The sequence below is a fragment of the Streptomyces sp. NPDC050509 genome (assembly GCF_044457965.1).
Taxonomy (GTDB): Bacteria; Actinomycetota; Actinomycetes; order Streptomycetales; family Streptomycetaceae; genus Streptomyces.
Genome location: NZ_JBITHL010000001.1, coordinates 720,904 through 746,710, shown reverse-complemented (window position 1 = coordinate 746,710; position 25,807 = coordinate 720,904). Strand labels below are relative to the sequence as shown.

General features: G+C 72.0%; 20 protein-coding genes and 2 pseudogenes. 4 read left to right on the top strand and 18 right to left on the bottom strand.

Annotated elements, in window-relative coordinates; translation table 11 throughout:
• Nucleotides 1-209: 209 nt before the first annotated feature.
• The 4 genes from ACIBJC_RS02800 to ACIBJC_RS02785 form a co-directional block, all read right to left on the bottom strand.
• Nucleotides 210-2,453 carry a 2-dehydropantoate 2-reductase gene (locus ACIBJC_RS02800; RefSeq protein WP_399286798.1) on the bottom strand — a complete coding sequence of 748 codons (2,244 nt, stop codon included), beginning with the start codon at nt 2,451-2,453 and terminating at the stop codon, nt 210-212.
• On the bottom strand, nt 2,450-3,256 hold the full coding sequence (locus ACIBJC_RS02795) for an SDR family NAD(P)-dependent oxidoreductase (RefSeq protein WP_399286795.1): 807 nt from the start codon (nt 3,254-3,256) through the stop codon (nt 2,450-2,452). The genes ACIBJC_RS02800 and ACIBJC_RS02795 overlap by 4 nt, the downstream gene beginning before the upstream one ends.
• Complete coding sequence (locus ACIBJC_RS02790; protein WP_399286792.1) at nt 3,256-4,560, bottom strand: MFS transporter; 1,305 nt, start codon at nt 4,558-4,560, stop codon at nt 3,256-3,258. Before ACIBJC_RS02790 ends, ACIBJC_RS02795 begins: the two co-directional genes overlap by 1 nt.
• 418 nt (nt 4,561-4,978) lie before the next feature.
• On the bottom strand, nt 4,979-5,881 hold the full coding sequence (locus ACIBJC_RS02785) for a polysaccharide deacetylase (protein WP_399286789.1): 903 nt from the start codon (nt 5,879-5,881) through the stop codon (nt 4,979-4,981).
• Between the two features lie 166 nt (nt 5,882-6,047).
• Between ACIBJC_RS02785 and ACIBJC_RS02780 the strand changes: the two genes are divergently transcribed.
• On the top strand, nt 6,048-7,115 hold the full coding sequence (locus ACIBJC_RS02780; RefSeq protein WP_399286786.1) for an Lrp/AsnC family transcriptional regulator: 1,068 nt from the start codon (nt 6,048-6,050) through the stop codon (nt 7,113-7,115).
• 16 nt (nt 7,116-7,131) lie between these two features.
• Here ACIBJC_RS02780 and ACIBJC_RS02775 read toward each other — a convergent pair whose 3' ends face one another.
• From ACIBJC_RS02775 to ACIBJC_RS02735, 9 genes are all read right to left on the bottom strand, one after another.
• Complete coding sequence (locus ACIBJC_RS02775; protein WP_399286783.1) at nt 7,132-8,325, bottom strand: CoA transferase; 1,194 nt, start codon at nt 8,323-8,325, stop codon at nt 7,132-7,134.
• Nucleotides 8,300-9,496, bottom strand: a complete 1,197-nt coding sequence (locus ACIBJC_RS02770) for an acetyl-CoA C-acetyltransferase (RefSeq protein WP_399286780.1) — start codon at nt 9,494-9,496, stop codon at nt 8,300-8,302. The genes ACIBJC_RS02775 and ACIBJC_RS02770 overlap by 26 nt, the downstream gene beginning before the upstream one ends.
• A complete protein-coding gene (locus tag ACIBJC_RS02765) occupies nt 9,493-10,329 on the bottom strand; it encodes an enoyl-CoA hydratase/isomerase family protein (RefSeq protein ID WP_399286777.1) in 837 nt (278 codons plus the stop codon). The genes ACIBJC_RS02770 and ACIBJC_RS02765 overlap by 4 nt, the downstream gene beginning before the upstream one ends.
• Nucleotides 10,326-11,285, bottom strand: coding sequence for an HpcH/HpaI aldolase/citrate lyase family protein (locus ACIBJC_RS02760; RefSeq protein WP_399286774.1), 960 nt, complete (start codon nt 11,283-11,285; stop codon nt 10,326-10,328). The genes ACIBJC_RS02765 and ACIBJC_RS02760 overlap by 4 nt, the downstream gene beginning before the upstream one ends.
• Nucleotides 11,282-12,130 (bottom strand): MaoC family dehydratase N-terminal domain-containing protein, encoded by an 849-nt coding sequence (locus ACIBJC_RS02755; protein WP_399286771.1) that lies wholly within the window; start codon nt 12,128-12,130, stop codon nt 11,282-11,284. The genes ACIBJC_RS02760 and ACIBJC_RS02755 overlap by 4 nt, the downstream gene beginning before the upstream one ends.
• Entirely contained in the window at nt 12,127-13,503 is a 1,377-nt protein-coding gene (locus ACIBJC_RS02750; RefSeq protein ID WP_399286768.1) for an MFS transporter, read from the bottom strand. The genes ACIBJC_RS02755 and ACIBJC_RS02750 overlap by 4 nt, the downstream gene beginning before the upstream one ends.
• A gap of 209 nt (nt 13,504-13,712) precedes the next feature.
• Nucleotides 13,713-14,462 (bottom strand): 3-oxoacyl-ACP reductase FabG, encoded by a 750-nt coding sequence (fabG, locus tag ACIBJC_RS02745; RefSeq protein ID WP_399286765.1) that lies wholly within the window; start codon nt 14,460-14,462, stop codon nt 13,713-13,715.
• 53 nt (nt 14,463-14,515) lie between these two features.
• Entirely contained in the window at nt 14,516-15,388 is an 873-nt protein-coding gene (locus ACIBJC_RS02740; protein WP_399286762.1) for a MaoC/PaaZ C-terminal domain-containing protein, read from the bottom strand.
• Complete coding sequence (locus ACIBJC_RS02735) at nt 15,385-17,511, bottom strand: acetate--CoA ligase family protein (RefSeq protein WP_399286759.1); 2,127 nt, start codon at nt 17,509-17,511, stop codon at nt 15,385-15,387. The genes ACIBJC_RS02740 and ACIBJC_RS02735 overlap by 4 nt, the downstream gene beginning before the upstream one ends.
• A 119-nt stretch (nt 17,512-17,630) precedes the next feature.
• Between ACIBJC_RS02735 and ACIBJC_RS02730 the strand changes: the two genes are divergently transcribed.
• Nucleotides 17,631-18,536, top strand: coding sequence for a LysR family transcriptional regulator (locus ACIBJC_RS02730; protein ID WP_399286756.1), 906 nt, complete (start codon nt 17,631-17,633; stop codon nt 18,534-18,536).
• 119 nt (nt 18,537-18,655) lie between these two features.
• Here ACIBJC_RS02730 and ACIBJC_RS02725 read toward each other — a convergent pair whose 3' ends face one another.
• Nucleotides 18,656-19,156 (bottom strand): hypothetical protein, encoded by a 501-nt coding sequence (locus ACIBJC_RS02725; RefSeq protein WP_399286753.1) that lies wholly within the window; start codon nt 19,154-19,156, stop codon nt 18,656-18,658.
• A 440-nt stretch (nt 19,157-19,596) separates the two neighbouring features.
• Between ACIBJC_RS02725 and ACIBJC_RS02720 the strand changes: the two genes are divergently transcribed.
• Nucleotides 19,597-20,505, top strand: coding sequence for a YceI family protein (locus ACIBJC_RS02720; protein ID WP_399286750.1), 909 nt, complete (start codon nt 19,597-19,599; stop codon nt 20,503-20,505).
• Between the two features lie 6 nt (nt 20,506-20,511).
• Here the strand turns inward: ACIBJC_RS02720 and ACIBJC_RS02715 are convergent, their stop codons facing one another.
• Entirely contained in the window at nt 20,512-21,408 is an 897-nt protein-coding gene (locus ACIBJC_RS02715; RefSeq protein ID WP_399286747.1) for an LLM class F420-dependent oxidoreductase, read from the bottom strand.
• A 127-nt stretch (nt 21,409-21,535) separates the two neighbouring features.
• The gene (locus tag ACIBJC_RS02710) at nt 21,536-22,714 is read right to left on the bottom strand and encodes a phytanoyl-CoA dioxygenase family protein (protein WP_399286744.1); all 1,179 of its coding nucleotides are present in this window, start codon (nt 22,712-22,714) and stop codon (nt 21,536-21,538) included.
• A gap of 119 nt (nt 22,715-22,833) precedes the next feature.
• On the opposite strand from ACIBJC_RS02710, the pseudogene ACIBJC_RS02705 reads away from it, so the two are divergent.
• Nucleotides 22,834-23,456: pseudogene (locus ACIBJC_RS02705) on the top strand (substrate-binding domain-containing protein); the annotation flags it as partial.
• Between the two features lie 50 nt (nt 23,457-23,506).
• Here the strand turns inward: ACIBJC_RS02705 and ACIBJC_RS02700 are convergent.
• Nucleotides 23,507-24,751 (bottom strand): annotated as a pseudogene (locus tag ACIBJC_RS02700) (pyridoxal phosphate-dependent aminotransferase); the annotation flags it as partial.
• Between the two features lie 48 nt (nt 24,752-24,799).
• On the bottom strand, nt 24,800-25,795 hold the full coding sequence (locus ACIBJC_RS02695) for a lytic polysaccharide monooxygenase (protein WP_399286741.1): 996 nt from the start codon (nt 25,793-25,795) through the stop codon (nt 24,800-24,802).
• Nucleotides 25,796-25,807 lie beyond the last annotated feature (12 nt).

The window sequence follows — 25,807 nt, the reverse complement described above, 5'->3', positions numbered from 1 at the left end:
GGTGCCGCCCGCCGCGGTCCATGGCCACGCGTACATCTCCGCGAGCGGGGTGATCTCCGCGGGCGGCAGGAGGCGCGGGGTGCGCTCGCCGAGCGCGAGGAGGAGGGCTGTCTGTTCACGGATCGGTTCCTCGCGCGCCCCGCGCCCTGGCCCCGTCGGCACGCGTTCGCGGGGGCGGGCGAGGGCGCCGCCCCCGCGAACGGGGGCCGTCAGGCGGTGGTGAAGGCGGCGAGGACACCGGCAGCCAGGGCGGAGCGTTCGACCATGCCGCTGAGCGTCACATGCTCGCTGCGGGCGTGCGCGCCGCCGCCCACCGCGCCGAGTCCGTCGAGGACGGGGGTGCCCGCGGCGAGGATGAAGTTCCCGTCGCTGGCGCCGCCCACGGCCGTCTCGCGCAGATCGAGACCGAGCGGCGCGGCGCAGGACCTGGCGAGGGCGAAGACCCGGCCGACGCCCTCGGTGCGCTCGAAGACGGGACGGTTCCAGCCGCCTTCGACCTTCAGGCCGGTCCGGGCGTCGACCGGGGCGAGTCCGGCCAGGGCGGCGTCCAGGCGGGCGCGTTCGCCGGAGGTCGCGACCCGGATGTCCAGGTGCGCGGTCGCCTCTCCCGCCGTCACGTTGCTGCGGGTGCCGCCGCGCAGCACGCCGACGTTGACGGTCGTCCCGGCCGCCGGGTCGGCGAGGGCCTCCAGCGCGAGCACCTGACGGGCGATCTCGTTGACCGCGCTGGCACCGGACGTCGGGTCGAGCCCGGCGTGCGCCTCCACACCGGTCACGGTGAGGGAGAACAGCCCGACGCCCTTGCGGGTCGTCTTGACCGCCCCGTCCGCGCTCGCCTCGAAGACCAGCGCCGCCCGGGACTTCCGCGCCTCGGCGACGATGACGCCGCTCGATGCCTCGCTGCCGGTCTCCTCGTCCCCGTTGAGCAGCAGGGTGCACTCGGGACGGGGCAGACCGAGCGCCGTGAGCGCGCGCAGCGCCCAGACGGCCTGGACGAGTCCGGCCTTCATGTCGAACACGCCGGGCCCGGAGATACGGTCCCCCTCCCGGCGGTAGGGCCGGTCCGCCAGGGTTCCGGTGGACCAGACGGTGTCGTAGTGGCCGACGAGCAGCAGCGGGGCGCCGGTGGAAGGACCTGTACCGGCGTAGCGGCGGATCATGATGTCGCCCGCGTCCTCGCGCGGGATCAGCTCCTCGCTCGCCGGGGAGCCGAGGGAGGTGTCGAGCCAGCCGCGCAGCCAGTCGAGGCAGGCCGTGAGGGACACGGTGTCGTCGCTGGAGCTCTCCTGGGAGGTGTACGCGGCGAGGTCGGCGTCCATCGCGTCACGGTGCTCGTCCAGCCAGCGGTGGACGGCGACGGCCTGTGCGTCGGTGAGCACGGGCCCGGCGGGCAGGTCGTCACGCCCGCCGCCCGCGTCCGCCGGGTGACCGACGGACCCGGCGAGGCGGTCGAGGGCGTCCAGCCGGGACTCGGACATGGTGGACGGGTCCTGCTCCAGTTCCCGCAGACCGTCCAGGACGGCCCGGAGCACCGGGGCGTCCCGGCCCGCGCGCCGCGCCTGCTCGAACACCGTCGCGTAATGCGTGGTCACCTCCACCGGACGGCGGCGCACGGCCAGGTCGCGCCAGATGCCGCTGCGGTCCTTGGGCTGGGTGCGCAGCCACGCGGTCAGCCGGTCGCAGGCGGCGTCGCGCAGGGCGGGGTCGTTGCCGGGCCGGAAGGCGGGCGCCTCGAAGGCGTCGAAGGACTCCAGGCGTATCCCTGCCGCGTCGGCCGCCGCGTACACCTCGGCGGTCAGCGCGTACATCGTGGCGCGGTGACGGTCCGTGAGGTCCGCCATGGGGGCGTCGGCCAGCGCGGTGGCCGAGAGCATCGCGCCGAACGCGGCCTTCGCCCACAGATAGCCCTCGACGTTGTCGCTCGCCAGGGCGGGGCCCCACGCCTGGAGGTCGGCGACCAGGGCGCGCACCCGCGCGGAGACCGGCGCGCCGCCCACCTCGCCGATGACGAAGGCGCCGGGACCGCCGTCCCGCACCACGCCCGGTTCGACGAGGTCGGCGAAGATGTTGACGAAGGCCGCGACGGTACGGTCCGCGCCGACGTGCTCGGCGATGAGCGCCTCGTTGAAACCGTTCTGTACGGAGACGACACAGCCGTCCGGGGCGAGGCGCGGCGCGATCCACCGCATGGCCGCGTCGGTGGCCTGCGCCTTGACGCTGAGCAGGACACGTCCGAGGGGCGGTCCCTGGTACGTGTCGGGGGTGGCGGCGTCGAGGCGGACGCTCTCGCGTTCCTCGCCGCGCAGGATGGTCAGCCCGTCCGTCTGGATCGCGGCCACGTGGGCGGCGTCGGTGTCGATGACGGTGACCTGGTGTCCGGCCGCCGCGAGACGGTGCGCGAGGGTGCCGCCGATGGCGCCCGCTCCGACCACGGTGTAGGCATCGCCGGTCATGAGGTGTGTCCCTTCGGGGTGTTCGCGTGCGTGTCCTGCGTGGGGGAGCCGCCGGCCGGGGGCCACAGCCGGGGCAGGTGGGTCGCGCCGGTGCCGCTGCCGCCGTCCACCCGCAGGATCTCGCCGGTCACCCAGGAGGCGTCGGGACCGGCGATCCACACGACCGCGCGGGCGATGTCCGCCGGGGTCCCCGGCCGTCCCAGCGGGTTGACGGAGACGGCCGCCGCGTATTCGTCGGCCACGGGGTTGCAGGTGCTGTCGACGCCGATGAAGCCGGGGCTGACGGCGTTGACGCGGATGCCGTGCGGGCCCAGTTCGAGGGCCGCCGCGCGGGTCGCCATCTCCAGCGCCGCCTTGGAGCTGGCGTACGGGCCCCCGCCGGGCCGGGCGCGCAGCGCGGCGCCGGAGGAGATGTTGACCACCGAGGCGGTCCGGCCCGAGGCGATGGCGCGCCGGGCCAGTTCGGCCGTCGCGAGCACCGGGGCGCGGGTGTTGAGCGCGAAGACGCGGTCCCAGCCCTCGGCGGTGACCTCGGTCATGTCGAGCGACGGGTAGATGCCGGCCGCGTTGACCAGCACGTCCACAGGACCGTGGGTCTGCCAGCCGTCGCCGACGGCGGTGGCCGGTCCTTCGGCCGAGCACAGGTCGCGGACCTGGCAGGCCGCGCCCAGGGCGCTCGCGGTGTCCGCGAGCCGGGTGGCGTCGATGTCGACGAGCGTCAGTCGGTGGCCGGCCGCGGCGAAGTGCTCGGCCACGGCCCGTCCGATGCCGCTCGCGGCGCCGGTGACCAGTACGTGCGCCATCAGGCGAACTCCTTGTCCTTCGTCTCGGGCATGGTCAGGTAGATGATGAGGGAGATCAGGGCGGCGCCGGAGACGTACATCCAGAGCTTGTCGGCGTGGCCGGAGTCGCTCATCCAGGTCGTGATGTACGGGGCGGTTCCGCCGAAGACGGCGACGGCCAGCGCGTACGGGAGGGCGATGCCGGTGGCGCGCACCTCCGGCGGGAACTGCTCGGCCATGATCACCGCGCAGTTCGCGGAGTAGCCGAGGATCAGCAGCATGCCGGTGAGCTGGACCAGGAACAGGACGAGGAAGCTGTCGTTCAGGAGGTGCAGCATCGGCCAGGAGAGGAGGACGAATCCCACGGCGAACCCCGACAGGGTGGGTTTGCGCCCCAGTCTGTCGGAGAGCAGCCCGGCGAAGGGCAGCAGCACGATGAAGACGATCAGGCACAGGGTCTGCGAGAGCAGCGCCCGCTCCAGCGGGATACCGGTGGTGAGACTGGCGTAGGTCGGCAGGTAGTTGACCCAGATGTAGTACGTCAGTGTGCCGGCCACGGTGATGCCCGCGACCCGCAGCGCGGCGGCCGGGTGCTCGACGAACATGGCCTTCAGCGGGTTCTTCCTGTCCTGTCCGCCGGCCTTGGTCTCGTTGAAGGAGTCGGTGTCCTCGACGGTGACGCGCAGCCAGAGCCCGACGAGGCCGAGCAGCGCGCCGATCATGAAGGCGGCCCGCCAGCCCCAGGAGTGCAGGGCGTCCTCGCTGAGCAGCGAGGTGAAGGTGGTACCGAGCAGCGAGGCGATCAGGACACCGCCCGCGACCGACACCTGCTGCCAGGACCCGGCGAAGGCGCGCCGTCCCGGCGCGGCGGACTCCACCAGGAACGCCGAGGACGAGCCGAACTCACCGCCCGCGGAGAAGCCCTGGGCGAGCCGCGCCAGCAGCAGGATCACCGGGGCGGCGATGCCGATCGTCTCGTATCCGGGGGTGATCGCGATGACGAAACCGGCGCCCGCCATCAGACCGATGGTGAGGGCGAGCCCCTTCTTGCGGCCGTGCCGGTCGGCGTACGCGCCGAGGACGGCGGCCCCCACCGGCCGCATCACGAAGCCGACGGCGAAGACGGCGAGGGTGGAGAGGAGTGCGACAGCTCCTTCGGCCTTCGGGAAGAAGACATCCGCGATGATCTTCACGAAGATGCCGTAGAGGGCCCAGTCGACGAATTCGACGGTATTGCCCACGGATCCGGCCACGATGGCCTTGCGCTGCTTGGGCGTCAGCTTGGTGGACGGGGCGGTACCGGATGCGGCGGTGTCGGTTGTCACGAGGGGGTTCCTCGCCTTCCTTGGAGCGTCACAGGGGGACGGATCGGGATGCGGGAGTGCGGGTCCTGATTCCTGTGGGGGGGTGCGGTTCCGCCGTGCCGGGACAGGCGGGACGGAACCTGGTGGAACGGGCGCGCCGGAGACAGGCGCGCGGTGTGCGCCCGCGCCGCCGGGGGAGCGGGTACGGCGGCGGGGGAGCGGGGGCCGCGAGGGTGTCCCGGGGGTTCGGGACGCCGGGGTGCGACCGGCCGGTGACGGGGACGGGGCCCGTGCCGGGTGGGCAAGGGGGCGCCGTCGTCGTCAAGGATCAGGGGATCAGGCGATCGGAGGACCGGGGGACCGGAGGACCGGAGGAGCAACCGTACGGGCCGGTCCTCCCCGGGTTCCGGGGGTACGGCGCGGCGCGCGGGTGTGCGGGTCAGTGGGCCGGGTGCCGCGTGAGGCAGTACTCGGCGATCTCCCGGTGGGTGGCGAACCACACCCCGTCGTGCTCGCCGATGTGCGCGAGCAGCTCGTCCAGTACGACCAGACGCGAGCGGTGGCCGATGATGTGCGGGTGCATGGTGAGCTGGAACAGGCCGCCGGCCGTGTACGCGGCGGCGAACTCGTCCTGCCAGATCCGGAGCACGTCGCGCGGCGCGATGTAGGGCCGCAGCGAGGCGAAGCGCTCCATCATGAAGTAGGGCGCGTCGTCGCGGATCCACTCCACGGGGATCTCCACCACGCCGGTCGCCTCGCCGTCCTCGACCAGCTCGTACGGCTCGTCGTCGGCCATCAGCGAGGAGTCGTAGAGCAGGCCCATCTCACGGGTGATCGCCAGGGTGTGCGGTGAGAAGTCCCAGCTCGGCGTGCGGATGCCGACAGGACGTACGCCGCCGATCCGCTCCAGGGCGTCGGCGGCCCTGAACTGGAGCTCACGCTCGGTCTCCGGGGGGAGCGACGTGTTGCGCTCGTGGATCCAGCCGTGGACGGCCAGTTCGTGGCCGGCGGCCGTGTAGGCCTTCGCCTCCTGCGGACGCAGCAGCGCGCAGACGGCGGGCATGAAGAAGCTCGCGGGTACGCGGTGGCGCTCCAGCAGGGCGAGGATCTTCGGCACGGCGACGCGGGCGCCGTACTCGCCCTGGGCGAGCTTCGCCGGACGCGTCTCGCCGTCGCGCAGGGCCGGGGTCTCGTGGTCCGAGTCGAAGGACACGGCCACCGCGCAGCGGGCCCCGCCGGGCCAGATGTCCGGCGCGAGGGAGCGCCCGGCGCGTACGTGTCCGACATGGCCGCGCCAGGTCGGTTCGTCCCATTCCCACGGCTGCTGTTCGCTCTGCGGCATCAGAATCCGGCCTTCCGTGAGAGATATGTGTGCTCCGGGGCGTGCCCGAAGAGGTACCACTCCGTCCGCCACTGCTCTTGCGTGGCCCGTTGGTGATGGTCCATCGTGGCCATCTCCTGTTCACCAACCCGGGAAATCGACGAGAATCGCCATGGATCGTCCTCGCGTGAAGGATTCCGCCGCCTCGCTCCAGGCCGAGCTGGACGAGACGGACCTGGCCATCGCCCACGCCCTGCAGATCGCGCCACGTGCCTCCTGGACGGCGATCAGCGAGGTGCTCGGCCTCAGCGCGGTGACGGTCGCCCGCCGCTGGGGGCGGATCTCGGACCGCGGCCTGGCCTGGGTGACGGCGACCGGCAGCCCCGGCCTGTGGCGCTCGCTGTGCAACGCGTTCATCGACGTGGACTGCGAGCCGTCGGCCCGGCACACGGTGGCGCTCGCGCTGGCCAGGGACCCGCGGACGAAGTCCGTGATGGAGCTGGCCAGCGGCCGGGACATCCACGTCAACGCCGTCACCCGGGATCTTCCGGGCCTCTCCCGGTTCATCCTGGAGCGGGTGAGCCGCCTGCCCGGTGTGGTGCGGGTCAACACCCAGATCACCACGCGCATCCTCGTCGCCGGGAGCGACTGGCGGCTGGACGCGCTCCCCCGCGCGGAGCAGATGCTCCTCCAGGCCGTCGCGGACGAGACCGCGCCGCGCCAGGCCGTACCCGGCACGCTGGACGGCCCGGAAAGGAAACTGCTGCTGGCCCTCGCCCCCGACGGCCGGCTGCCCGTCTCCGATCTGGCGGAGCGCACGGGCACCAGTCAGACGGCGGCCCGTCGCCGTCTCGCGCGGCTGGAGCGTACGGGCGCCGTCGCGTTCCGCTGCGAGATCGCCCAGCACATCACGGGGTGGCCGGTCACCTCCCTCATGTGGGCGCGGGTGGCGGTCCCGCGGCGGCGGCAGGTCTGTGAACGGCTCAGCCGGATGCCGGACGTCCGGCTGCTGACCGCGACCAGCGGCGAGACGAACATCCTCCTCTCCACCTGGCTGCACTCCGTGGACAGCGCCCACGACCTGGAGGACCGGATCGGGGCCCAGTGCCCGGGGCTGGAGATCGTCGACCACGGCATCGTGCTGCGGACGGTGAAGCGGCAGGGATGGATCCTGGACGAGCTGGGGCGCCGCCTGGAGAGCGCGCCCATCGATCCGTGGAGCGACGGGGACATCGCGCCCCCGGAGACCGGCTGACCCGCCGCCGTCCCGTTTATTTCCTCGTGGCCTCTCCCCGGGAGCGGACGGTTCCGGTGTCCGCGCCGAGCCGGGGCGCCGGCGCGGCGGCGGGCGCCGGGTCGCCGGAGAACACCAGCGGCGACCCCGGGGCGAGCAGCTTGCCGATGCCCGGCTGCTCGATCCAGGAGAAGAGCGGGTTCTCCGCCGAGCAGCGCGGATCCTCCTCGTACAGTTGCCGGAAGGTCTGGTACGGGCCCCACAGCACCCCCGAGCCCTGGAGTACGGCGCGCACCCCGTCCAGCGTCCGGGACGCGAACCATGGTTCGAGCACCGCGGCGATGGCATGCCGGGCGGTGTACCGCCCGCCCTCCGTCGTCAGGTCCACGTCCATCAGCGGGCCGGTCATCTCCAGCTTCTCGGTGAGACCGGTGGCCCGGCCCAGGGACCGGAACTGGCGGGTGGTGAGGGCCACCACCATGACCCGGCGGCCGTCGGCGGTACCGAAGTCCCGTCCGAAGGCGCCGTAGAGGCTGTTGCCGATCGGCTCCCGGGAGGCGCCGTTGATCTGGACGTCCGCCAGGTAGCCGAGGTTTCCCACCGTGGCGAGCATGACGTCGGAGAGGGCCAGCGACACCTCCTGGCCCTCTCCGGTCGCCCGCCGGCGGCGCTCGGCGGCCAGCAGCCCGACCGTCAGGTAGAGCCCGGCGGCCACGTCCCAGGCCGGCAGGACATGGTTGACCGGCGCCGGTCCCTCACCGGTGGCGTGCGGGAAGCCGCTGGCGCAGTTGACGGAGTAGTCGACCGCAGGGGAGCCGTCGTGGTCCCCGAGCAGGCGCATCATGATCAGATCCGGCCGCCGCGCGGAGAGCCGCGCGTAGTCGAGCCAGCCGCGCCCCGGCAGATTGGTGATCAGGATGCCGGAGCCCGGGCCGTCCGCGCAGATGATGTCGGCCGCCGCCCGCTGCCCCTCGGGGGTGTCCAGCGGCAGGGTGACCGACCGTTTGCCCTTGTTGAGGCTGGCCCAGTAGAGGCTGGTCCCGTCCTGGGTCTCCGGCCAGCGGTGGTAGTCGATGCTTCCGCCGACCGGGTCGATACGGATCACCTCGGCGCCCAACTGGGCCAGGGTCATGGACGCCAGCGGGGCCGCGACGAAGGCCGAGACCTCCACGACGCGCAGCCCCGCCAGCGGGCCGCGCCGTTCCTCAGGGGCGTTCGAAGACGGCAGCAATGCCCTGACCTCCTCCGACGCACATGGTCTCCAGTCCGAACCGGGCTTCTCTGCGCTCCAGTTCATGGAGCAGCGTGGTCATGATGCGTACGCCCGTCGCACCGACGGGGTGGCCCAGCGAGATACCCGAACCGTTGACATTGACCCGCTCCGCGTCGTCGATGCCCCACTCCTTGAGCACCGCGAGCACCTGGCAGGCGAACGCCTCGTTGACCTCGATCAGGTCCATGTCCGCCAGACCCAGACCCAGCCGCTTCAGGAGCCGACCGGTGGCGGGGACCGGGCCGATACCCATCCGGGAGGGCTCGCACCCCGCCGCGGCCCAGCCCTTGAGGTACGCGATCGGGGTCAGTCCCAGCCGCTCCAACTGGTCCTCGGCGACGACCAGGCAGGCCGCAGCGGCGTCGTTCTGCTGACAGGCGTTCCCGGCGGTGACGGTCCCACCGGGTTCCACCGTACGCAGCCCCGCCAGCTTCTCCGGCGTGGTGTCGGGACGCAGGCCCTCGTCGCGGTCGACGACTACGGGAGCGCCCTTGCGCCGTGGCACCGTCACCGGGACGACCTCGCCCGCGAACGCGCCGGAGTCCCAGGCCGCCGCGGCCCGCCGCTGGCTGCGCACGGCGTACGCGTCGGCCTCCTCGCGGCTGATCCCGTAGTCACGGGCCAGGTTCTCGGCGGTCTCGATCATCCCGGATATCTCCCCGAACCGCTCCACGGGCTGGGCCCGTTCGCGGCCCCGGTCGAGCCGGTCGTGGAAGACGGTGGAGCCGAAGCGTCCGCCCCAGCGCATGTCGGTCGTGTAGTACTCGACATTGCTCATGCTCTCGACGCCGCCCGCCATGACGACCTCGGCGGCCCCCGACTGCACCATCATGGCCGCCGTCGCGATCGCCTGGAGCCCGCCGCCGCAGCGCCGGTCGAGCTGCATCCCGGCGACCTCGACCGGGAATCCGGCTTCCAGCGCGATCCAGCGTCCGACGCAGGGCGTCTCACTGCTGGCGTAGGACTGCGCGAATACCACATCCTCGATCAGGGCGGGGTCGAGACCGGCCCGCTCGACCGCCGCCGTGGCGACGGCGGCGCCGAGCTTCTCGACGGGAACGTGCCGCAGGCCGCCGCCGAAGGCGCCGATGGGGGTACGGACAGGGGCGACGATCGCCGCGCGGATCATGCGGGGGTCTCCTTCTCTACGCTGCTGACGGGCTCGACGGTGCTGACGGAGCGGGCCCGGAAGTCGGGGGCACGCTTGGCGAGGAACGCCCGCACACCCTCGGCGCTCTCGGCGGAGGTGAACGCCTCGTCGCTCGCGGCCAGCGAACGCTCGATCAGCTCCTCCTCGGTGAGGTCGTGGGCCGCGTCGATCACCGATTTGCACAGGACCGTCGCGCGGGGCGGACGCCGTAGCAGAACGTCCGCCAGCTCCCTGGCGACCCCGACCGCACCGCCACGCGGCGCGACCCGGTTGACCAGGCCCCAGGCCAGCGCGGTCGCCGCGTCCACCGGCTCGCCCAGCAGTTGCATCTCCTTGGCGCGCCCGGTCCCGATACGACGGGCGACGCGGAACGTGCCCCCGCTGCCGGGAAAGACTCCGAGCGTGATCTCCGGCGAGCCGATGCTGATCTGCTCCTCGGCGACGATCAGATCGCAGCAGACGGCGATCTCCAGACCACCGCCGAGCGTGTGCCCGTTCAGCGCGGCTATCACCGGCCGGGGAAAGGCCGCCAGCCGCGCGAACAGCTCGTGCTGCGGGCGGAGCTTCTTCGCCACCGCCTCGCCCGGCGCCCGCATCGGCGCGAACTCGACGATGTCGGACCCCGCGCAGAACGCCCGGTCCCCGGCGCCGGTCAGGATCACGACGCCGACGGACGGATCGTTCTCCACGGCGTCCAGCGCCTCGGTCAGGCCGCGGGTCATCGCGGCGTTCCACACGTGCAGGGGCGGGTTGTCGAAGACAACGGTCGCCACCCCGTCCGTGACGTCCAGGCGGACCTGTGCGCCGCTCATCTGTCACCTCCATGGTCGGTGGTTCCGGTTCCGGTTCCGGTTCCGGTTCCTGTTCCTGTTCCTGTTCCTGTGTGTTGTTCCGCGGCCTCGGCCGCGGAGAGAAGGGCGCGTGCGCGGCGCAGGACGGGCGCGTCGACCATCTGTCCGTCGACGCGCAGGACGCCCGGGGTGTGCCCGCCGGCGCGGGCGGTGTCCCAGGCGGTGGTCACCCTGCGGGCCCAGGCGGTCCCGGCCTCGTCCGGGGCCCGGGCCGCGTGGACGGCCGCCACCTGCTTCGGGTGGACGCACAGGGCTCCGGTGACGCCCAGCTCCCGGGCCTGCCGCGCGGCGTCCGCCAGTGCGTCGGGCCGGTCCAGAAGGGCCAGGGAGAGCGGCAGCGCGAAGGAGGCGATTCCGGCGGCCGAGGCGGCCAGTGCGATCCAGCGGCACGGTTCGGTCAGCACCGACGGCGTGGGCGCCACGCCCAGCGCCAGCGAGAAGTCCTCACTGCCGAACGCCAGCGCGCACACCCGGGGCGCCCCTGCCAGGGCGGTCAGCGCGAACAGCGCGGCCGGCGACTCGATCAGCGCGATCAGCCCGACCGAGCCGTCGGGCAGCCCCCGCTCCTCCTCCAGCACGCGGAGGAACGCGGCCATCCCGGCGAGCTGTTCCGGACGCTCGGCCTTGGGCAGCATCACCGCCCGCAGGCCAGGACGGAGCGCGGCCCGCACATCCTTCTCCCAGTCCTCGCGGGCCGAGCCGGTCCGTACCACCAGGTACTGGCCCTCCGAAGCCAGCCGGTCGACATGGCCGGGCAGTTCGCGGCGCGCCGCTTCCTTCCCGGACTCCGGGACGGCGTCCTCCAGATCGAGGATCAGCCCGTCCGCGCCCCGCCGATGGGCCCCCGCCAGCAGGCGTTCGTCGCCGGCGGGGACGAACAGCAGCGACCGCCGCGCGGTGAGGTCCGTGCCGGTCATACGGCGTCCACCTCGGCGCTCATCACGGTCCGGCCCCGGTCGTCGGCGGCGTACAGGACCGCGCCGGCCCCGGTCGGCGTGGCGTGCAGGGTGAGCTCCCGGCCGTCGAAGGCGGGCCGTACCCCGCGGAAGCGGAAGCCGGTGACCCGAGCGTCGGGCCGCTGCCGTACGTAGAGGTCCAGCAGCAGCGTCGCGGTCAGCGGCCCGTGCACGACCAGTCCGGGGTAGCCCTCCTCCTGCCGCGCGTAGGGACGGTCGTAGTGGATGCGGTGCGCGTTGAACGTCAGCGCCGAGTAGCGGAACAGCAGCACCGGGTCCGGTACGAGGGAGCGCTGCCAGGTTCCGGGCGCGGGCGCCTCCTCCGGCGACCGCTCCCGTGCCGCGACGGATTCCGCGGGGCCGGCGGCGGCACGGTAGACGATGTCCTGCCGCTCGGTGAGGACCAGGGCGCCCTCCTGCCGCAGTTCGTGGTCGACGGAGACGAAGACCAGGGGGCCGCTGCGCCCCTCGGACTCCCGTACGTCCGCGACGACCGACGTACGGCGCACGGGCACACCGGTGCGCAGCGCCCCCGGGAAGCGGAGCGCGCCGCCGGCCCACATGCGGCGGGGCAGCCGGACGGGGGGCAGGAAGCCGCCGCGCCGGGGGTGTCCGTCGGGTCCCAGGTCGCTGTGCGGTGTACAGGGCAGGAAACAGAGCCAGTGGGCGAGGAGCGGTGCGACGTCCGTCCCGGCCGGGGCATGGTCCAAGGTCGCGGCCAGCCGGGACGCGGTGTCCGCGCTCAGTGTGTCCTCGGCCTTCTCGCGCCGCCCCTTCCAGGCCGCGTAGGCGTCCGTTGCCGTCATGCGGTGGTCTCCTTCAGACGGATGCGTTCGATACGGCCGACGACCAGCAGGAAGGACAGCGCCGCGCCGAGGCCGGAGGCGCCGACGAAGATCAGCGCGCCGTCGAAGGACCCGGTGATGTCGACGACGTAGCCGATGACGATCGGGGTGGTGATGCCGGCCAGGTTGGCGAAGGTGTTGAACAGGCCGCCGGAGAGGCCCGCGGCCTCCTTCGGGGAGGTGTCGGAGACGACGGTCCAGCCGAGACTGCCGAGCCCCTTGCCGAAGAACGCCACGGCCATCAGGACGATGACGACGGTCTGTGTCGAGGTCCAGGCGCAGGCGATGATGCAGGTGGACAGGAGGAGCCCGGTGACGATGGGGATCTTCCGGGCCGCGGTCACCGACATGCCGCGGCGCAGCAGGGCGTCGGAGAGCAGACCGCCCAGGATGCCTCCGACGAAGCCGAAGAGGGCGGGGATGGACGCGGTGAACCCGGCTTCCAGCAGGGGCATGCCCAGTTCCTTGATCAGGTAGATCGGGAACCAGGTCAGGAAGAAGTAGACGATCGTGGTGATGAAGTACTGGCCCAGGTAGATGCCGATCATCATCCGGCTGCTGAGAAGTTGCCGTACGACGGACCAGGTGTCGACACCGTCCTTGGTGCCGACCGCGGCGGCCTCCTCGATGTCGACGAGCGCGCCGCCCTCGACCAGGTGGTCCAACTCGGCCTGGTTGACGCGCGGGTGCTCACGTGGCTGGCGGTAGGCGATCCACCACCAGACGCTGAGCACGACACCGACACCGCCCATGACGAAGTACGCGGACGGCCAGCCCCAGCCGTGTGTGAGCCAGGCCATGAACGGGGTGAAGACCACCGGCGCCGCGTACTGCGAGGAGTTGAAGATCGCGGAGGCGGTGCCGCGTTCGGCGGCCGGGAACCAGGTCGCCACCACACGTCCGTTGGCCGGATAGGCGGGACCTTCGGCCAGGCCGACCGCGATCCGCAGGACGAACAGCGCGATCATCGCCGAGGCGAGTCCGAACAGCGGGACGAAGCCCTGGAGCAGGGTCGCCACCGACCACGCGAGAATGCTGCCCGCGTACACCCGGCGGGCGCCCCACCGGTCCACGATCCAGCCGCCGGGCAACTGGGCCAGCATGTAGGCCCAGGAGAAGGCGGAGAACAGGTAGCCGAGGGTGACATCGCTGATGCCGACCTGGTCCTGGATCTCGGTGCCGGTGATGGACAGGATCGCCCGGTCGGCGTTGTTGAGCGTGGACACCAGGAACAGCAGCGCCACGATCAGGAAACGCGCTCTGCTGCGGCCAGGGGACGGTGACGAGCCGACGGGGCGTCGTGCCCCGGCGACGGCTTCCTGGGAAGCGGCCATGGGATATCTCCATTGACATCATCGGGCAGGCTTGGGGAACTTCGGCGGCACCGCGGAATTCGTGCGGGCAAGTCGGCGCGGCCCGTGGGGGGTTGCGGCGGCGAAGGAGGAGTTACGGGGACGGAGTGGACGGTGTGAGCGGTGTGGACGGGCGGGCGGTGTGGACGGGCGGGTGGTGTGGACGGGGCGGGTGCCCCGGCGCCGGACGGTCAGCCGAAGCGGCCGCCGGTCACGTGCAGGGTCTCGCCGGTGATGAAGGAGGCGCGCTCCGAGGCGAGGAACGCCACCGCGTCCGCGATGTCCGCGGGCTGCCCGGTACGGCGCAGCGGCTGGGCGGCCACCGCCTTCTCCCGGATCTTCTCGTAGTGGTCCAGCGCGCGGACGGCCTCGGTCTCCATGAAGCCCGGGGCGACGGCGTTCACGGTGATGCCGTACCGCCCCTGCTCGGCGGCGAGCGCACGGGTGAAGCCGAGAACGCCGGCCTTGGCGGTGGAGTAGTTGGCCTGGCCGGGGTTGCCCAGATAGCTGCGTGAGGAGATGTTGACCACCCGGCCCCAGCGCTGCTCGATCAGATGCGGCATGACGGCCCGGGTGGCCAGGAACGACCCTTTGAGGATCACCTCGATCACCGAGTCCCAGTCGGTGTCCGTCATCTTCGTGAGGAGGGTGTCGCGGGGGAAGCCGGCGTTGTTGACGAGGATGTGCACCCCGCCGAACTCTTCGACGGCCGTCGAGACCAGGGCCTCCACATCCGCGCCCGAGGTGATGTCGGCCCGGACCGCGATCGCCCGGTGGCCCAGATCGGTGAGTTCCCTGGCGGTCGCTTCCGCGCCCGCCCCGTCGATGTCGGTGATGACGACGCGCGCGCCCTCCCGTGCCAGCCGGTGGGCTGTCGCCGCGCCCAGTCCCCGGGCCGAGCCGGTGATGACGGCGGTCTTGTCGCTGAGTTCCAGATCCATGGTGCGGCTCCTGCTGTGTCGGGGCGGATCAGGTCGTATCGGGTCGGGTCGGATCAGGCCGTGTCGGGCCGGATCAGGTCGGCGCGGCCGGCGTCCAGGACGACCGTGCCGCGTTCGATCGCGGTGGTGCGGAAGGACACGACGTCCCCGTCGGTCCAGGACTCGGTCCGCAGCGTCTCCCCGGGGAGTACGGGGGCGGTGAAGCGGACCCGTAGCCGGTGCAGCCGGGACTCGTCCCAGTCCAGGGCGCCTGCCAGCAGGGCGTGCACGGCCACGCCGAAGGTGCACAGCCCGTGCAGGATGGGCCGGTCGAACCCCGCCGCACGCGCGGTCGCGGGGTCGGCGTGCACGGGATTGGTGTCGCCGTTGAGCCGGTAGAGCAGCGCCGCCTGCGGCAGGGTCGGCAGATCGCGGACCGCGTCCGGGGGCCGCCCGGGCATCCGGTGCGGCGGCGCGGCGGCGTCCCGCGTGCTGCCGCAGCCGCCGTCGCCGCGCAACAGGCTGACCTGGCCGACCTCCGCCAGGAGCCGTCCGCTGCCGGCCTCCACGATCCGCCGCTCCTGGTGGAGCAGCGCGCCCTTCGCCACGCCCTTGTCCACGACGCCGGTGACCCGGGTGTGGCCCACCACCTCGCCCTGCGGCGCCAGGGGCGCGTGCAGTGTCATCGACTGCTCGACGTGCAGCAGCCGCCGCCAGTCGATCCCGGTGTCCGCCTCGCGGGCCCAGAAACCGGGGTAGCCGAGCACGTTCGGCAGGGTGGGGAAGACCCGCGCGTCCTCCTCCCTCACATACGCGAGCTGGCGGGCGTCGAGCGGATCGGCGCCGACCCCCAGGCTCAGCGCGTAGAGGGCGGAGTCCCGGGCGGTGTACCGCTGGCGCACCGGTGCGAACTCCCGCCGCAGCAGCCTCTGCGGATCCATCGTCATGAGGTCACCCCGCGCGGCACCACCAGGGCGTCCAGGGCCAGCACACCCTGTCCGGCCTCCCGGACGACCACCGGGTTCAGCTCCAGGGTCTCGATCCGGTCGGCGTGGGCGACCGCGAACGCGGAGACCGTCACCAGCAGATCGGCGACCGCGTCGACATCGGCCTCGGGCAGGCCGCGGAAGCCGGTCAGCAGGGCGTGCCCCCGCGTCTCGGTGATCATCCGCAGCGCCTCGTCCCGGTCGACGGCGCCGACCCGGGTCGCGACGTCGCGGAACAGCTCCGCCCGCACCCCGCCGGTGCCGAACATCACGACCGGGCCGAAGACCGGGTCGCGCCGTACACCCACGATCACCTCCGCGCCGGGCGGCGCCGTCCGCGAGACGAGCACCCCTTCCACCCGGGCGTCGGGCCGAGCCGCGGCGGCGCGGCCGGTCAGCGCGGTGAACGCGGTGAACGCGGCCTCCGCGTCCGCGACACCGAGCACCACACCGCCGATCTCCGTCTTGTGCGGGATGTCGGGCGAGACGATCTTCATGACGACCGGGAACCCGGTCGCCGTCGCGGCCTCGGCGGCCTCCGCGGCCGAGGTCACCAGCCGGGAGTCGGGGAACGGCACACCCACCGAGGCGAGCAGCCGCTGTGCGGTGGCCTCGGACAGCGGCCCGTCCGGCACCTCCCGGCGCGGCGCCGCCGCCCCGTCCGGCGCGGGCAGCGGACGCTCGAACCCCTCCCGCAGCCGGGCGAGCCCGTCGAGGGCCGCGACGGCCCGCTCGGAGTCGTCGTACACGAGGAAGCCCGCCTCCTCGTAGGACCGTACGACCTCGGGGCGTGCCTCCATGCACAGCACGGTCGGCCGGTCCATGAAGTCCGACGTGCCCTTGCGGATGGCCTCCTTGATGGACTCGCCGTACGTGGGCGAGTCCGGCAGCATGGTGAACGAGCCGATCACACTGTCGTAGTCCCCCTGGGCGTACATGACGCGGTAGGTGTCGGTGATCAGGCTCATGTCGTTGAGCCAGCCCGCCGTGGTGTCGCAGGGGTTGTCGTCGCTTCCCATCGGGTTGATCTCGCGCAGCCGGGCCCTGGCCTCCTCGGGCAGGCCCGCGACGTCCAGCCCGTACCGCTCGGCGGCGTCGCACAGTTGCACACCGAAGCCGCCGGAGACGGTGACGACGCCCACCCTGCGCCCGGCCGGCAGCACACCCCTGCTGCACGCGTACGCCAGATCGACCTGCTCCTGGGTGGTACGGGCGCGGTGCACGCCGTACTGCCGGAAGAGCGCGTCGTAGACGGTGTCACTGCCCACCAGCGAGGCGGTGTGGGACTGCGCCGCGGCGGCGCCCACGTCGGAGGACCCGACCTTCATGAACACCACCGGCTTGCGCCGCTCGTGCGCCACCGCCAGCGCGGTACGCAGCCGCCCGGCGTCCCGTACACCCTCGGCATAGGCGAGGATCACCGACACGTCGTCCTGGAGGGCGAGCCAGTGGATGCATTCGGCGACATCGGTGCCGGCCTCGTTCCCGGTCGACACCCAATAGCCGACGTCGATGTTACGGCGACGGCACAGATAGGCGAGATGACCGCCGTACGCACCGCTCTGACTGACCACCGCGACGTTGCCGCCGGTGGGAATCGCCTCGTCGAAGGCGCTGCTGAAGGTGCCGACGAAGCCACTGGCCGCGTGCAGCAGGCCCAGACAGTTGGGGCCGAACAGCCGCAGATTCCCCCGCCGGGCGATGTCCGCCAGCTCCTCCTGGAGCGCCTGGCCCTCCTCGCCCGTCTCGGCGAAGCCGGCCGCGTAGATCACCGCGGCGCCCACGCCTTTCGCCACACAGTCGGTGACCGCCTGCTTGAGCAGACGCGAGGGGAGGCCGATCAGCGCCATGTCCGGCACCTCGGGCACCGCGTCCAGCGTGGGGTACGCCGGCAGCCCCTGCACCGTCGACCGTTTGTGGTTGACGGGGTAGACGCTGCCCCGGTAACCGGCACGGCGCAGGTAGTGCAAGGCCCGTCCTGAGATCCTGCTCGGGTCGTCCGAAGCGCCGATCACGGCGACAGAACGCGGACGGAATGCCTGCTCGAAGCCTGTCGGAACAGGCGGAGACGGCACGGCTGACATGGGGCGGCTCCCTGGGTGCTGTCCGTGCGTGTGTGGTGCGAGTCACCCTGCCGACCCCGCCGTGGTCATACAATGCCCGCAGCCCATTCGCCAACTCTTGATACACGTGAGGTATCACCATGGAGCTGCGGCAGCTCAGGCATTTTCTGGCGGTGGCCGAAACCCTCAACTTCCGTACGGCGGCGGATCGTCTGCACATGACACAGCCCCCGCTCTCGGTCTCCATCCGGAAGCTGGAGGACGAGATCGGCGCCCGGCTCTTCGTCCGGTCCACCCACAGCGTCGAACTGACCGCGGCCGGCGAGGCGGCGCTGGAACACGCCCGCGCCGCCGTCTTCCACGCGGCGGAACTGGCGCGGGTCGCCGAGTCCACCGCCGCGGGCGCCACCGGCACCCTGCGCGTCGGCTTCGTCGGGTCCGCGAAGAACCGGCTGCTGCCGTTGCTGCTGCGCGCCTTCCGCGGGACCTACCCGGGCGTCACACTGAAGTTCACCGAGGACACCAACACGGGCCTCATCGATTCCCTGGAACGCCACACACTGGACGTCTGCATCGTCCGTGTCCCCCTCGTCCGCCGCAGCGACCTCCAGTACGTCACGGTGGAGGCCGACCGCTTCGTCCTCGCCCTGCCGAAGGAACACCGCTTCACACGCCAGAAGCGGATCACACTCCGGGATCTCGCGGACGAGCCGTTCATCGACTACACCCAGCACGCCATCCCCGGTCTGCACGCCCTGTCCACCATGCTGTTCCGGGAGGCAGGGGTGACGCCGCGGGTCACCCAGGAGGCGGTGCAGGTGGAGACCGTGCTCTTCCTGGTCGGCAGCGGGATGGGGGTGGCCCTCGTCCCCTCCAGCGCCGCCCGGAAGGGCCGCGACGGTGTGGAGTTCCGCGAACTCATCACCGAGGTGCCCCAGCCCCGGCTCGGCCTCGCCGTCGCCTGGAACCCCCGCTACGAGAGCCAGGCCGGACTGCGCTTCCGCGCACTGGCCGAAGAGGTCGGCACCGAGGCCGCCCTGTCCTGAGGGGTGGCGGAGCGCAGAGCCGTCAGGGGTGGAGCCACAGATTCAGTGGATCTACAGGTCCAGTGGATCCACAGGTCCAGTGGATCTACAGGTCCAGTGGATCCACAGGTCCAGTGGGCCTACAGGTCCAGCAGCGCCCAGACGCGGCGCCCGTCCTCGCCGGTGTCGGTCCCGCAGTCGGTCGCACCGAGCGCCACGAGGTCCTGAAGGACCTGGTCCGAGGGGGCCGCCATGCCGGGGCAGTGGTTCAGGACCAGGACCAGGGCGTGCCGCTTCTCGTCGGCCAGGTGCAGGCTCACCCGCGTACCGCCGTCCGCCGCGGCGGTACGGACGAGGAGCGCGACGACCCCGGCGACGGTCTCCTCGTCCGGCCGGTGCCCCCAGGTCCTGAGCTGGTCGACCACTCGTCGGCCGGCGACGGCCGGCGTCCACTCCTGGCGCTCCAGCGGCCAGTTGACGCCACGGCGGCCGGCCATCATCACCCGGCGCCGGTCCCGCGTCGCGACACGGCGGTCCGCCCTCGGCCCGGGCGGGTCGGGAAACGGCGGCGAGACGGGCTTCTTGGGCGGAGGCGGTGTCTTCGGCGGGTAGTCGCGGCCGCCGCCGAGCCCAGCGTCCACAGGAGCCTCCCCACGATGCCGGGGACCCTTCCCCGCGCTGCTCACTCATCGTAGGGGAATCGTCACCGGAGCGTCGGCGTCCCGTTCCTCCGGGGCCGACGACCGGTCAGGGGCGGACCGGCACCTTCAGCGCCGAACGCCGGTCCATCGCCCGGCTCGAAATTCCACGCACCCTCACAATGTGAGGATAATTGTTTCGGGTGCGTGGAAACCTTCACCCGATAAACACAGGCCGGATATACGGGAACCTGGTCGTTGAAGCGTGGACGATTGGTCTACTATCTCTCGGGGCCACCTCTTTGACGTACGGCCGGACACTCGGCGGGGCAGTGGCGGAACGGCCGTGCGGCGAAACGCGGCCGATATTCTCGTGAAAGGGGGCCCACTGCTTCTCCGGGGGTCTCGCGACTCCCTTTCGGTGTCTGAAGAAGGGTGTCAACATGGGCCTCTCGTTGCTGCGGCGGGGGAAGTCGAAAGCGGACGGCAAGCGGGCGGACCTGCTGTCCCGGATACCTCTGACGGCCGGGGCGTTCGCCCTGGAGGTCGGCCAGCCCAATGGCCATCCCCTGGACGGCGCGGGCGTCCAGGTGAAGGCGAACCACACCGGGCACGTGGTGATGCAGGGCCGCACCGACCCGTTCGGCACCTTCACCGTCGGCCTGCCCACCGGGCGGTACACCGTCCTGATCACCTCGGACGGCCTGCTCCCGACCCACCTCACCGTCGATGTCGACGCGGGCCGCCAGAGCCATTTCCGGGTCACGCTGGAGCACTCGCGCCCCCTGGAACCGCCGCAGCCCGGAATCTGGCTCTTCGACCCGCCGCACACCGCCATTCGGTTCATCGCGCGGCATGTCGGCATGGCCAATGTGCACGGCCGGTTCACCCGGTTCGACGGCGGCGTACGCGTCGGGGAACGGCCGGAGGATTCCTACGCCGAGTGCACCATCGACGCGGCCAGTATCACCACCGGAAACAATACGCGCGACACCCATCTCCGCTCCGCGGACTTCCTGGATGTGGAGAACTATCCGTACATCCAGTTCGTCAGCGAACGTTTCCAGCGCCACGCGGGCAACCGGTGGACCGTGCACGGCAGCCTCACCCTGCACGGAATCAGCCGCACCATCAGTCTCGAAACCGACTATCTCGGATCCGTCAATGGCGGTTACGGGGAAGAACTGCGGTGCGCCGCCAAGGCGCGCACCGAACTCCATCGCGAGGACTACACGCTGAACTGGCGCTCGATGCTCGCCAGGGGGATCGCGATCGTGGGGCCGACCATCCAGCTCGAACTGGACATTCAGGTGATGTTCCGCTGCGACGAGACGCCGACCCCACCGGAATAGCCGTCCCTACGCGGAGCCCGACAGGGAGAAGACGCCGGCCAGTTCACGCCACTGGGCGCGCGGCAGTCCCGCGGCCGGGTCGTGGTGGAGCACCTGGAGCGCGACATGGTCCGCGCCCGCCGCCCGGTACGCGTCGACGCGGGCGCGCACCACGTCCGCGTCGCCCAGCGCGAACAGGGCGTCCAGCAGCCGGGCACTGCCACCGTCGGTGAAGTCGTCCTCGGCGAAGCCGAGGCGCAGCAGATTGTCCGTGTAGTTGGGCAGCCCGAGGTAGAACGAGAGCATGGCGCGCGCGGTGGTCCTGGCCCGGTCGAGGTCGGTGTCCAGGACCACACCGAGTTCGGGCGCCAGCAGGGCGTCAGGACCGAGCGCCGCCCTGGCCTGGGCGGTGTGTTCCGGCGTGACCAGGTACGGATGCGCGCCCACCGACCGCTCACTCGCCAGCGCCAGCATCTTCGGGCCCAGCGCGGCGAGCACCCGGCTCCGGGCGGGCACCGGCTCGGGGGCGGCGTCCAGGGCGTCGAGATACGACACCATCGTCGAGTACGGGCGCGCGTACCGCGGGGTGAGCGCGTCGTGGCTCACCCCGAGCCCCAGGACGAACCGCCCCGGCGCGGTCCGCTCGATCGCGGCCACCTGTTCCGCGACGGCCGGCGCCTCGTGCTGCCAGATGCTGAGGATGCCGGTCGCCACGGTGATCCGGCGGGTCGCCCCGACGACGGCCCCGGCCTCCTCGACCGAGGGGCTGCCGCCCACCCAGATCGTTCCGTACCCCAGCTCGTCCAGTTCGGCCACGGCCTCCGCGACGCCTCCGGCGTCACCGGGGGCGGGCCGGTGCAGGGCCGGACTCCAGATGCCGATAGGGCCGAAGCGGGCGGTGCGGTCAGCGGTGTCAGAAGTCATACGTCTGCCAACCAGGGCCCGCGCCCGCCCTATTCCGGGCCCGGCGGAAGTTACTCCGTTCGGCCCCTCATCCCGGTGCCTCTCGTCCTTCGCCCTGTCCGTGTGTCCGGTGTGTTCCGTGTATCCGTCAGGGACGGCGGCGCTCCGCGCCGGCCCGCAGCTCAGCGCGCAGTGTGTCCGGCGACCACTCCTCGGCCAGCGCGCGCCACACCAGGTCGGCCTGGGACGGCGGCGCCAGCCCGTCGGCCGGAGGGTCGCGGTCCAGGTTGGTGGGGAAGGCGTACCCCTCGGCGGTGGCGGCGACCACGCGGCGCAGCCACCCCTCGTCGGCGCCCTCCTCCTTGCGCCGCAGCAGCACCGGATGGACGGCCTCGCACATCGCCGCACGGTCGACGCTCTCCATCGCGCGGCCGAACGCCGAGGAGATCTGCAGCAGGTTCGCCATCCGCCGGATCTCCGCGGACCTGTTGTGTCCCGCGGCGTGGAAGAGCGCCGGGTTGAAGAAGACCGCGTCGCCCTTCTCCAACGGCACCTGGACGTGGTGCTCCTCGAAGTACGCGACGAACTCCGGGAGCCGCCAGGCGAGATAGCCCGGCGCGTACTTCTGCGAGTGGGGCAGGTAGAGCGTCGGCCCCGACTCCACGGGCATGTCGCCGTGGGCGACCGCGCCCTGGAGCGTCAGCGCGGGGGAGAGCCGGTGGACCTGGGCCGGATAGCCGGCCGCCCGCTCCTGGGAGAGGAAACCGAGGTGGTAGTCACGGTGCACGCGCTGCGCGGCGCCGCCGGGGTTGACCACATTGATCTGCGAGGTCACCTGGTACCCGGGGCCGAGCCACGCCGTGGCGACGAGCGCCAGCACCTCGTTGGCGTAGTAGTCGGCGAAGACCTCGGGATCCCGTACGGCCATCTTGCCCAGCGCGTTCCACAGCCGGTCGTTCGCGCCCGCCTCGGCGAAGTGGTCACCGCGGGCAGCGCCCGTCGCGCGCTCCTCCTCGATGAGCGCCCGGAAGACCGCCGTGGCCCGGTCCACCACACCGTGATCGGCGAAGGCGCCCTTGAGGACGACGATGCCAGGCCCCTCCAGCAGTACGCCGGCCAACTCGCCGCTCACCGTACGGAACCCCTCGGGCGTGGCGGCCAGGGCGCGCAGCCGCGCGCTGTCGTACAGCGGCACGTTCCGCTCGACACCCTCGGCGGACGGGCAGTCGCGCGGGTCCGTCCGCGTCGAGACGAGGGCGCGCAGCTCCGCGAGATCGCAGTCGTCCGCACGCAGCCACGCCGAGGGTCCCGTGGGGGTGCTGGACATGGCGGATCCTTCCCGGAAGCGGTGGTTTCTGTCAGTCTCAGGGGCCGAGGGGTGGTGGGCAACCCGCAGAAAGCCATCAAAAACCCCTCAGGCCCGAACCCCGTCGGCCCAGTTCAGGAAGTGTCAGGGATCTGGACCGGCAGCGTACCCAGGTACGCCTCGGCGGACGCACCTTCGTGATCGACATCGTGATGCGGGCACCCGAGCGGTTCCCCTCCTCCGTGCGGGAGGCCCTGGAGTCCCAACTGCCCTCCCCGCGCCCCGCCGTGCTGCGCTCGCGCTTCCACTTCCGTGAGACGGGCCCGGTGTCCGAGCTGACCGGGACACTGGACCGGATCGCCGCGCGCGGCTCCCAGGGGTGATCCTGAAGGCGCCGGACACTCCCGAGACCGGCGCCGCCGGCGGCCGGCTGGTCGCGGCGGGCATCCCGGTGGTGACCCTGGTGACCGATCTGCCCGGCATCGCCCGGCTCGCCTACGTCGGCATCGACAACCGGGCCGCGGGGGCCACCGCCGCGTATCTCGTCGGACAGTGGCTGGGCGAGCGCCCCGCACATGTCCTGACCACCGTGAGCCGCGGGTTCTTCCGCGGCGAGGAGGAGCGCGAGATGGCGTTCCGCGCCGCGATGCGCGCCGCGCACCCCGGGCGCACCCTCGTGGAGGTCACCGGCAGCGACGGTCTCGCCCGCGCTGCCCTCCGCGATCCAGGTCGTCACGCCGTACAACCTGCCCCCGGAGGTGACGGCCCCCGCGCCGGCCGGCGGCTGACCGGCCGACGCGGGGGACCCTAGCGCGCCGGGGCCAGCGCGGGCAGTGACGACGTGAGGGACGGCGCGGCGGTGTGCCCCTGCTGCCGGGCCAGGCCGGTGGGGCCCGCGGGGAGGCAGGCCTGGAGCGCGGCCACCAGCCGCTGGACGTCCTCCTGCGGTCGGACCACCAGCCGCAGGAACTGGCTGGTGCTGCCGAGTTTGTTGCCGCACTCGCGGATGAAGACGCCGTACTGGGTGAGCATCCGGTCCCGCAGCGCCGCTCCGTCCACCCCGTCGGGCAACTTGACCAGCAGGAAGTTCCCCTGGGACAGGAAGACCACCAGATCGGGAACGGCGGCGAGGGTCTGCGCCATGCCGGCCCGGTCGCGGGAGAGCAGCGCCAGGGACTGGTGGTACTCGACCCCGTACTCCTTGAGCATGAAGACGACGCTCTCGGCGAAGGAGTTGAGGTTCCACTTGGGCAGTGCCTTGCGTACCTTCGCCGCCAGCGCCGGGTTGGCCACCAGATAGCCGAATCTGATGCCGTGCAGCCCGAAGTTCTTGCCGAGGCTCTTCAGCACGATCACGTTCGAGCGGATGGACGCCTCGTCGGCGACGGACGGGGCACGCTCCGCGTCGACGAAGTCGATGAACGACTCGTCGACCACCACCAGGTCGAGATCCGACAACTCGTCCAGCAGCCAGACCACTTGATGCCGCTTGAGATAGCCGCCGTCGGGGTTGTTGGGGTTGCAGATGACCGCGACCCGTGACCCGCGCTGGCGGATGAACCGTACGTACTCCTGGAGGTCCAGGGTGAAGTCCTGCTCCTCCTGGAGCGGGAACATGTCCACGCGCTTGCCGGTCTCCAGCGGCTGGTCCGTCCAGCGCCCGAAGGTGGGGATCGGGATGGCCAGGCTCTCGCGGACCAGCAGATGGTCGATCCAGGTGATCAGCTCGGTGGAGCCGTTGCCCATGGCGACCGTCTGGGGGTTGAGACCGAGTACCGAGCACAGTTCGGCGGTGACGGTGTCGGCGTCGCTCGGGTAGTACTTGAGGATCGACTCCAGGGACCCCTGCATACGGCCGAACATCTCGGGCGTGGGGAAGTAGGGGTTGCACGGGATGCAGAAGTCGACACGCTGCTCATGCGTGGTTTCGGCCCTGCGATAGGGCTCCTGTCCTGACGGGTCCGAGGGGCCGGTGCCCGGCGACAGGCGGCTCAGCATGGCCCAGGACGGACTGTGCGCGGTGGCACGAAGGAGGCCCGTTTCGAGGGGCTGGGACATGAAGGAGGTCTCCTTACGGTCGGTGCTTGCGGGGGAGGCGCGCGGTGATCAGCGGGCGCGCCGCCTGAGCATCACGAAGATTCCGATGCCCACGACCGTCATGACCCCGCCCACTGCCACCGGCAAATACTCGGACGGCGAGTTCGCGGATACGGGGACGGCCTGGGGAGCGGCGGCCACGGGGACGGGCCGGCCGTCGGGGGGCGTGGGGGAGACGGTGGCGGCGTCGGAAGGCGGTACGACGGCCGCTTCGGGCGACGAGGGAGCGGCGGGGGTCTCGGGGACCGGATCCGTGACGGCGGTGGGGGACGCCGGCGCGGTCGGGACCGTGGGCTGCCCGGGGGCGTTTTGCCCGGCGGAACCGGCGGAGTCGCCGGACCCCGCGGAGTCGCCGGAACCCTCGGGGAAGACGACGTCGGAGCACGAGTAGTACGTGTCCGGGGTACTGGTGTTGCGCCACACCGTGTAGAGCACGTGCCGGCCGGTACGGTTCGCCGGAAGCGTGCCCGAGAGACGGTACGCGCCGTTCACGACCGGCGGGTCCGTGACCGAGATGAAGGGCTTCCCGGCCAGATCGTCCCAGCGCAGCGGGGTGGTCGGGTCGTATCCCTCCCGGGTGAGGTAGAGGTCGAACGTTCCCGTGTGCGGGATCGTCGTCCGATAGGTGACCGTGAGGCCCGCGCCGGGGCTCAGCCGGGTGGCCGGCCAGTCCGCGCGGGCGAGGTCGAGGCCCCGGTACGCGTCGAGGCCGCCGCTGCAGAGCTGTCCGTCCGGCACGAACTGCCGGTCCCTGCCGTTGACATCGGCGATACGGAGGTTGTCCCACGCCTCGAACGTCTGGCCGCCGTTGGCGCCGACGGCCGCCTGGCAGGCCGCTGTTGACGCCGCGGCACCACCATCCGGGCCGCACGCGGCGGTACGGCTCAGCGGGTCGGTCGGCGCACCGTGCGCGTACGCCGGTCCCGCCGTCAGCACCGCCGAGACCGCGAGCAGCAGGGGCACGGCCCCGGTGAGAACCGTGGCGACGGTGCGTTGGCGGAACATACCTGACAGACC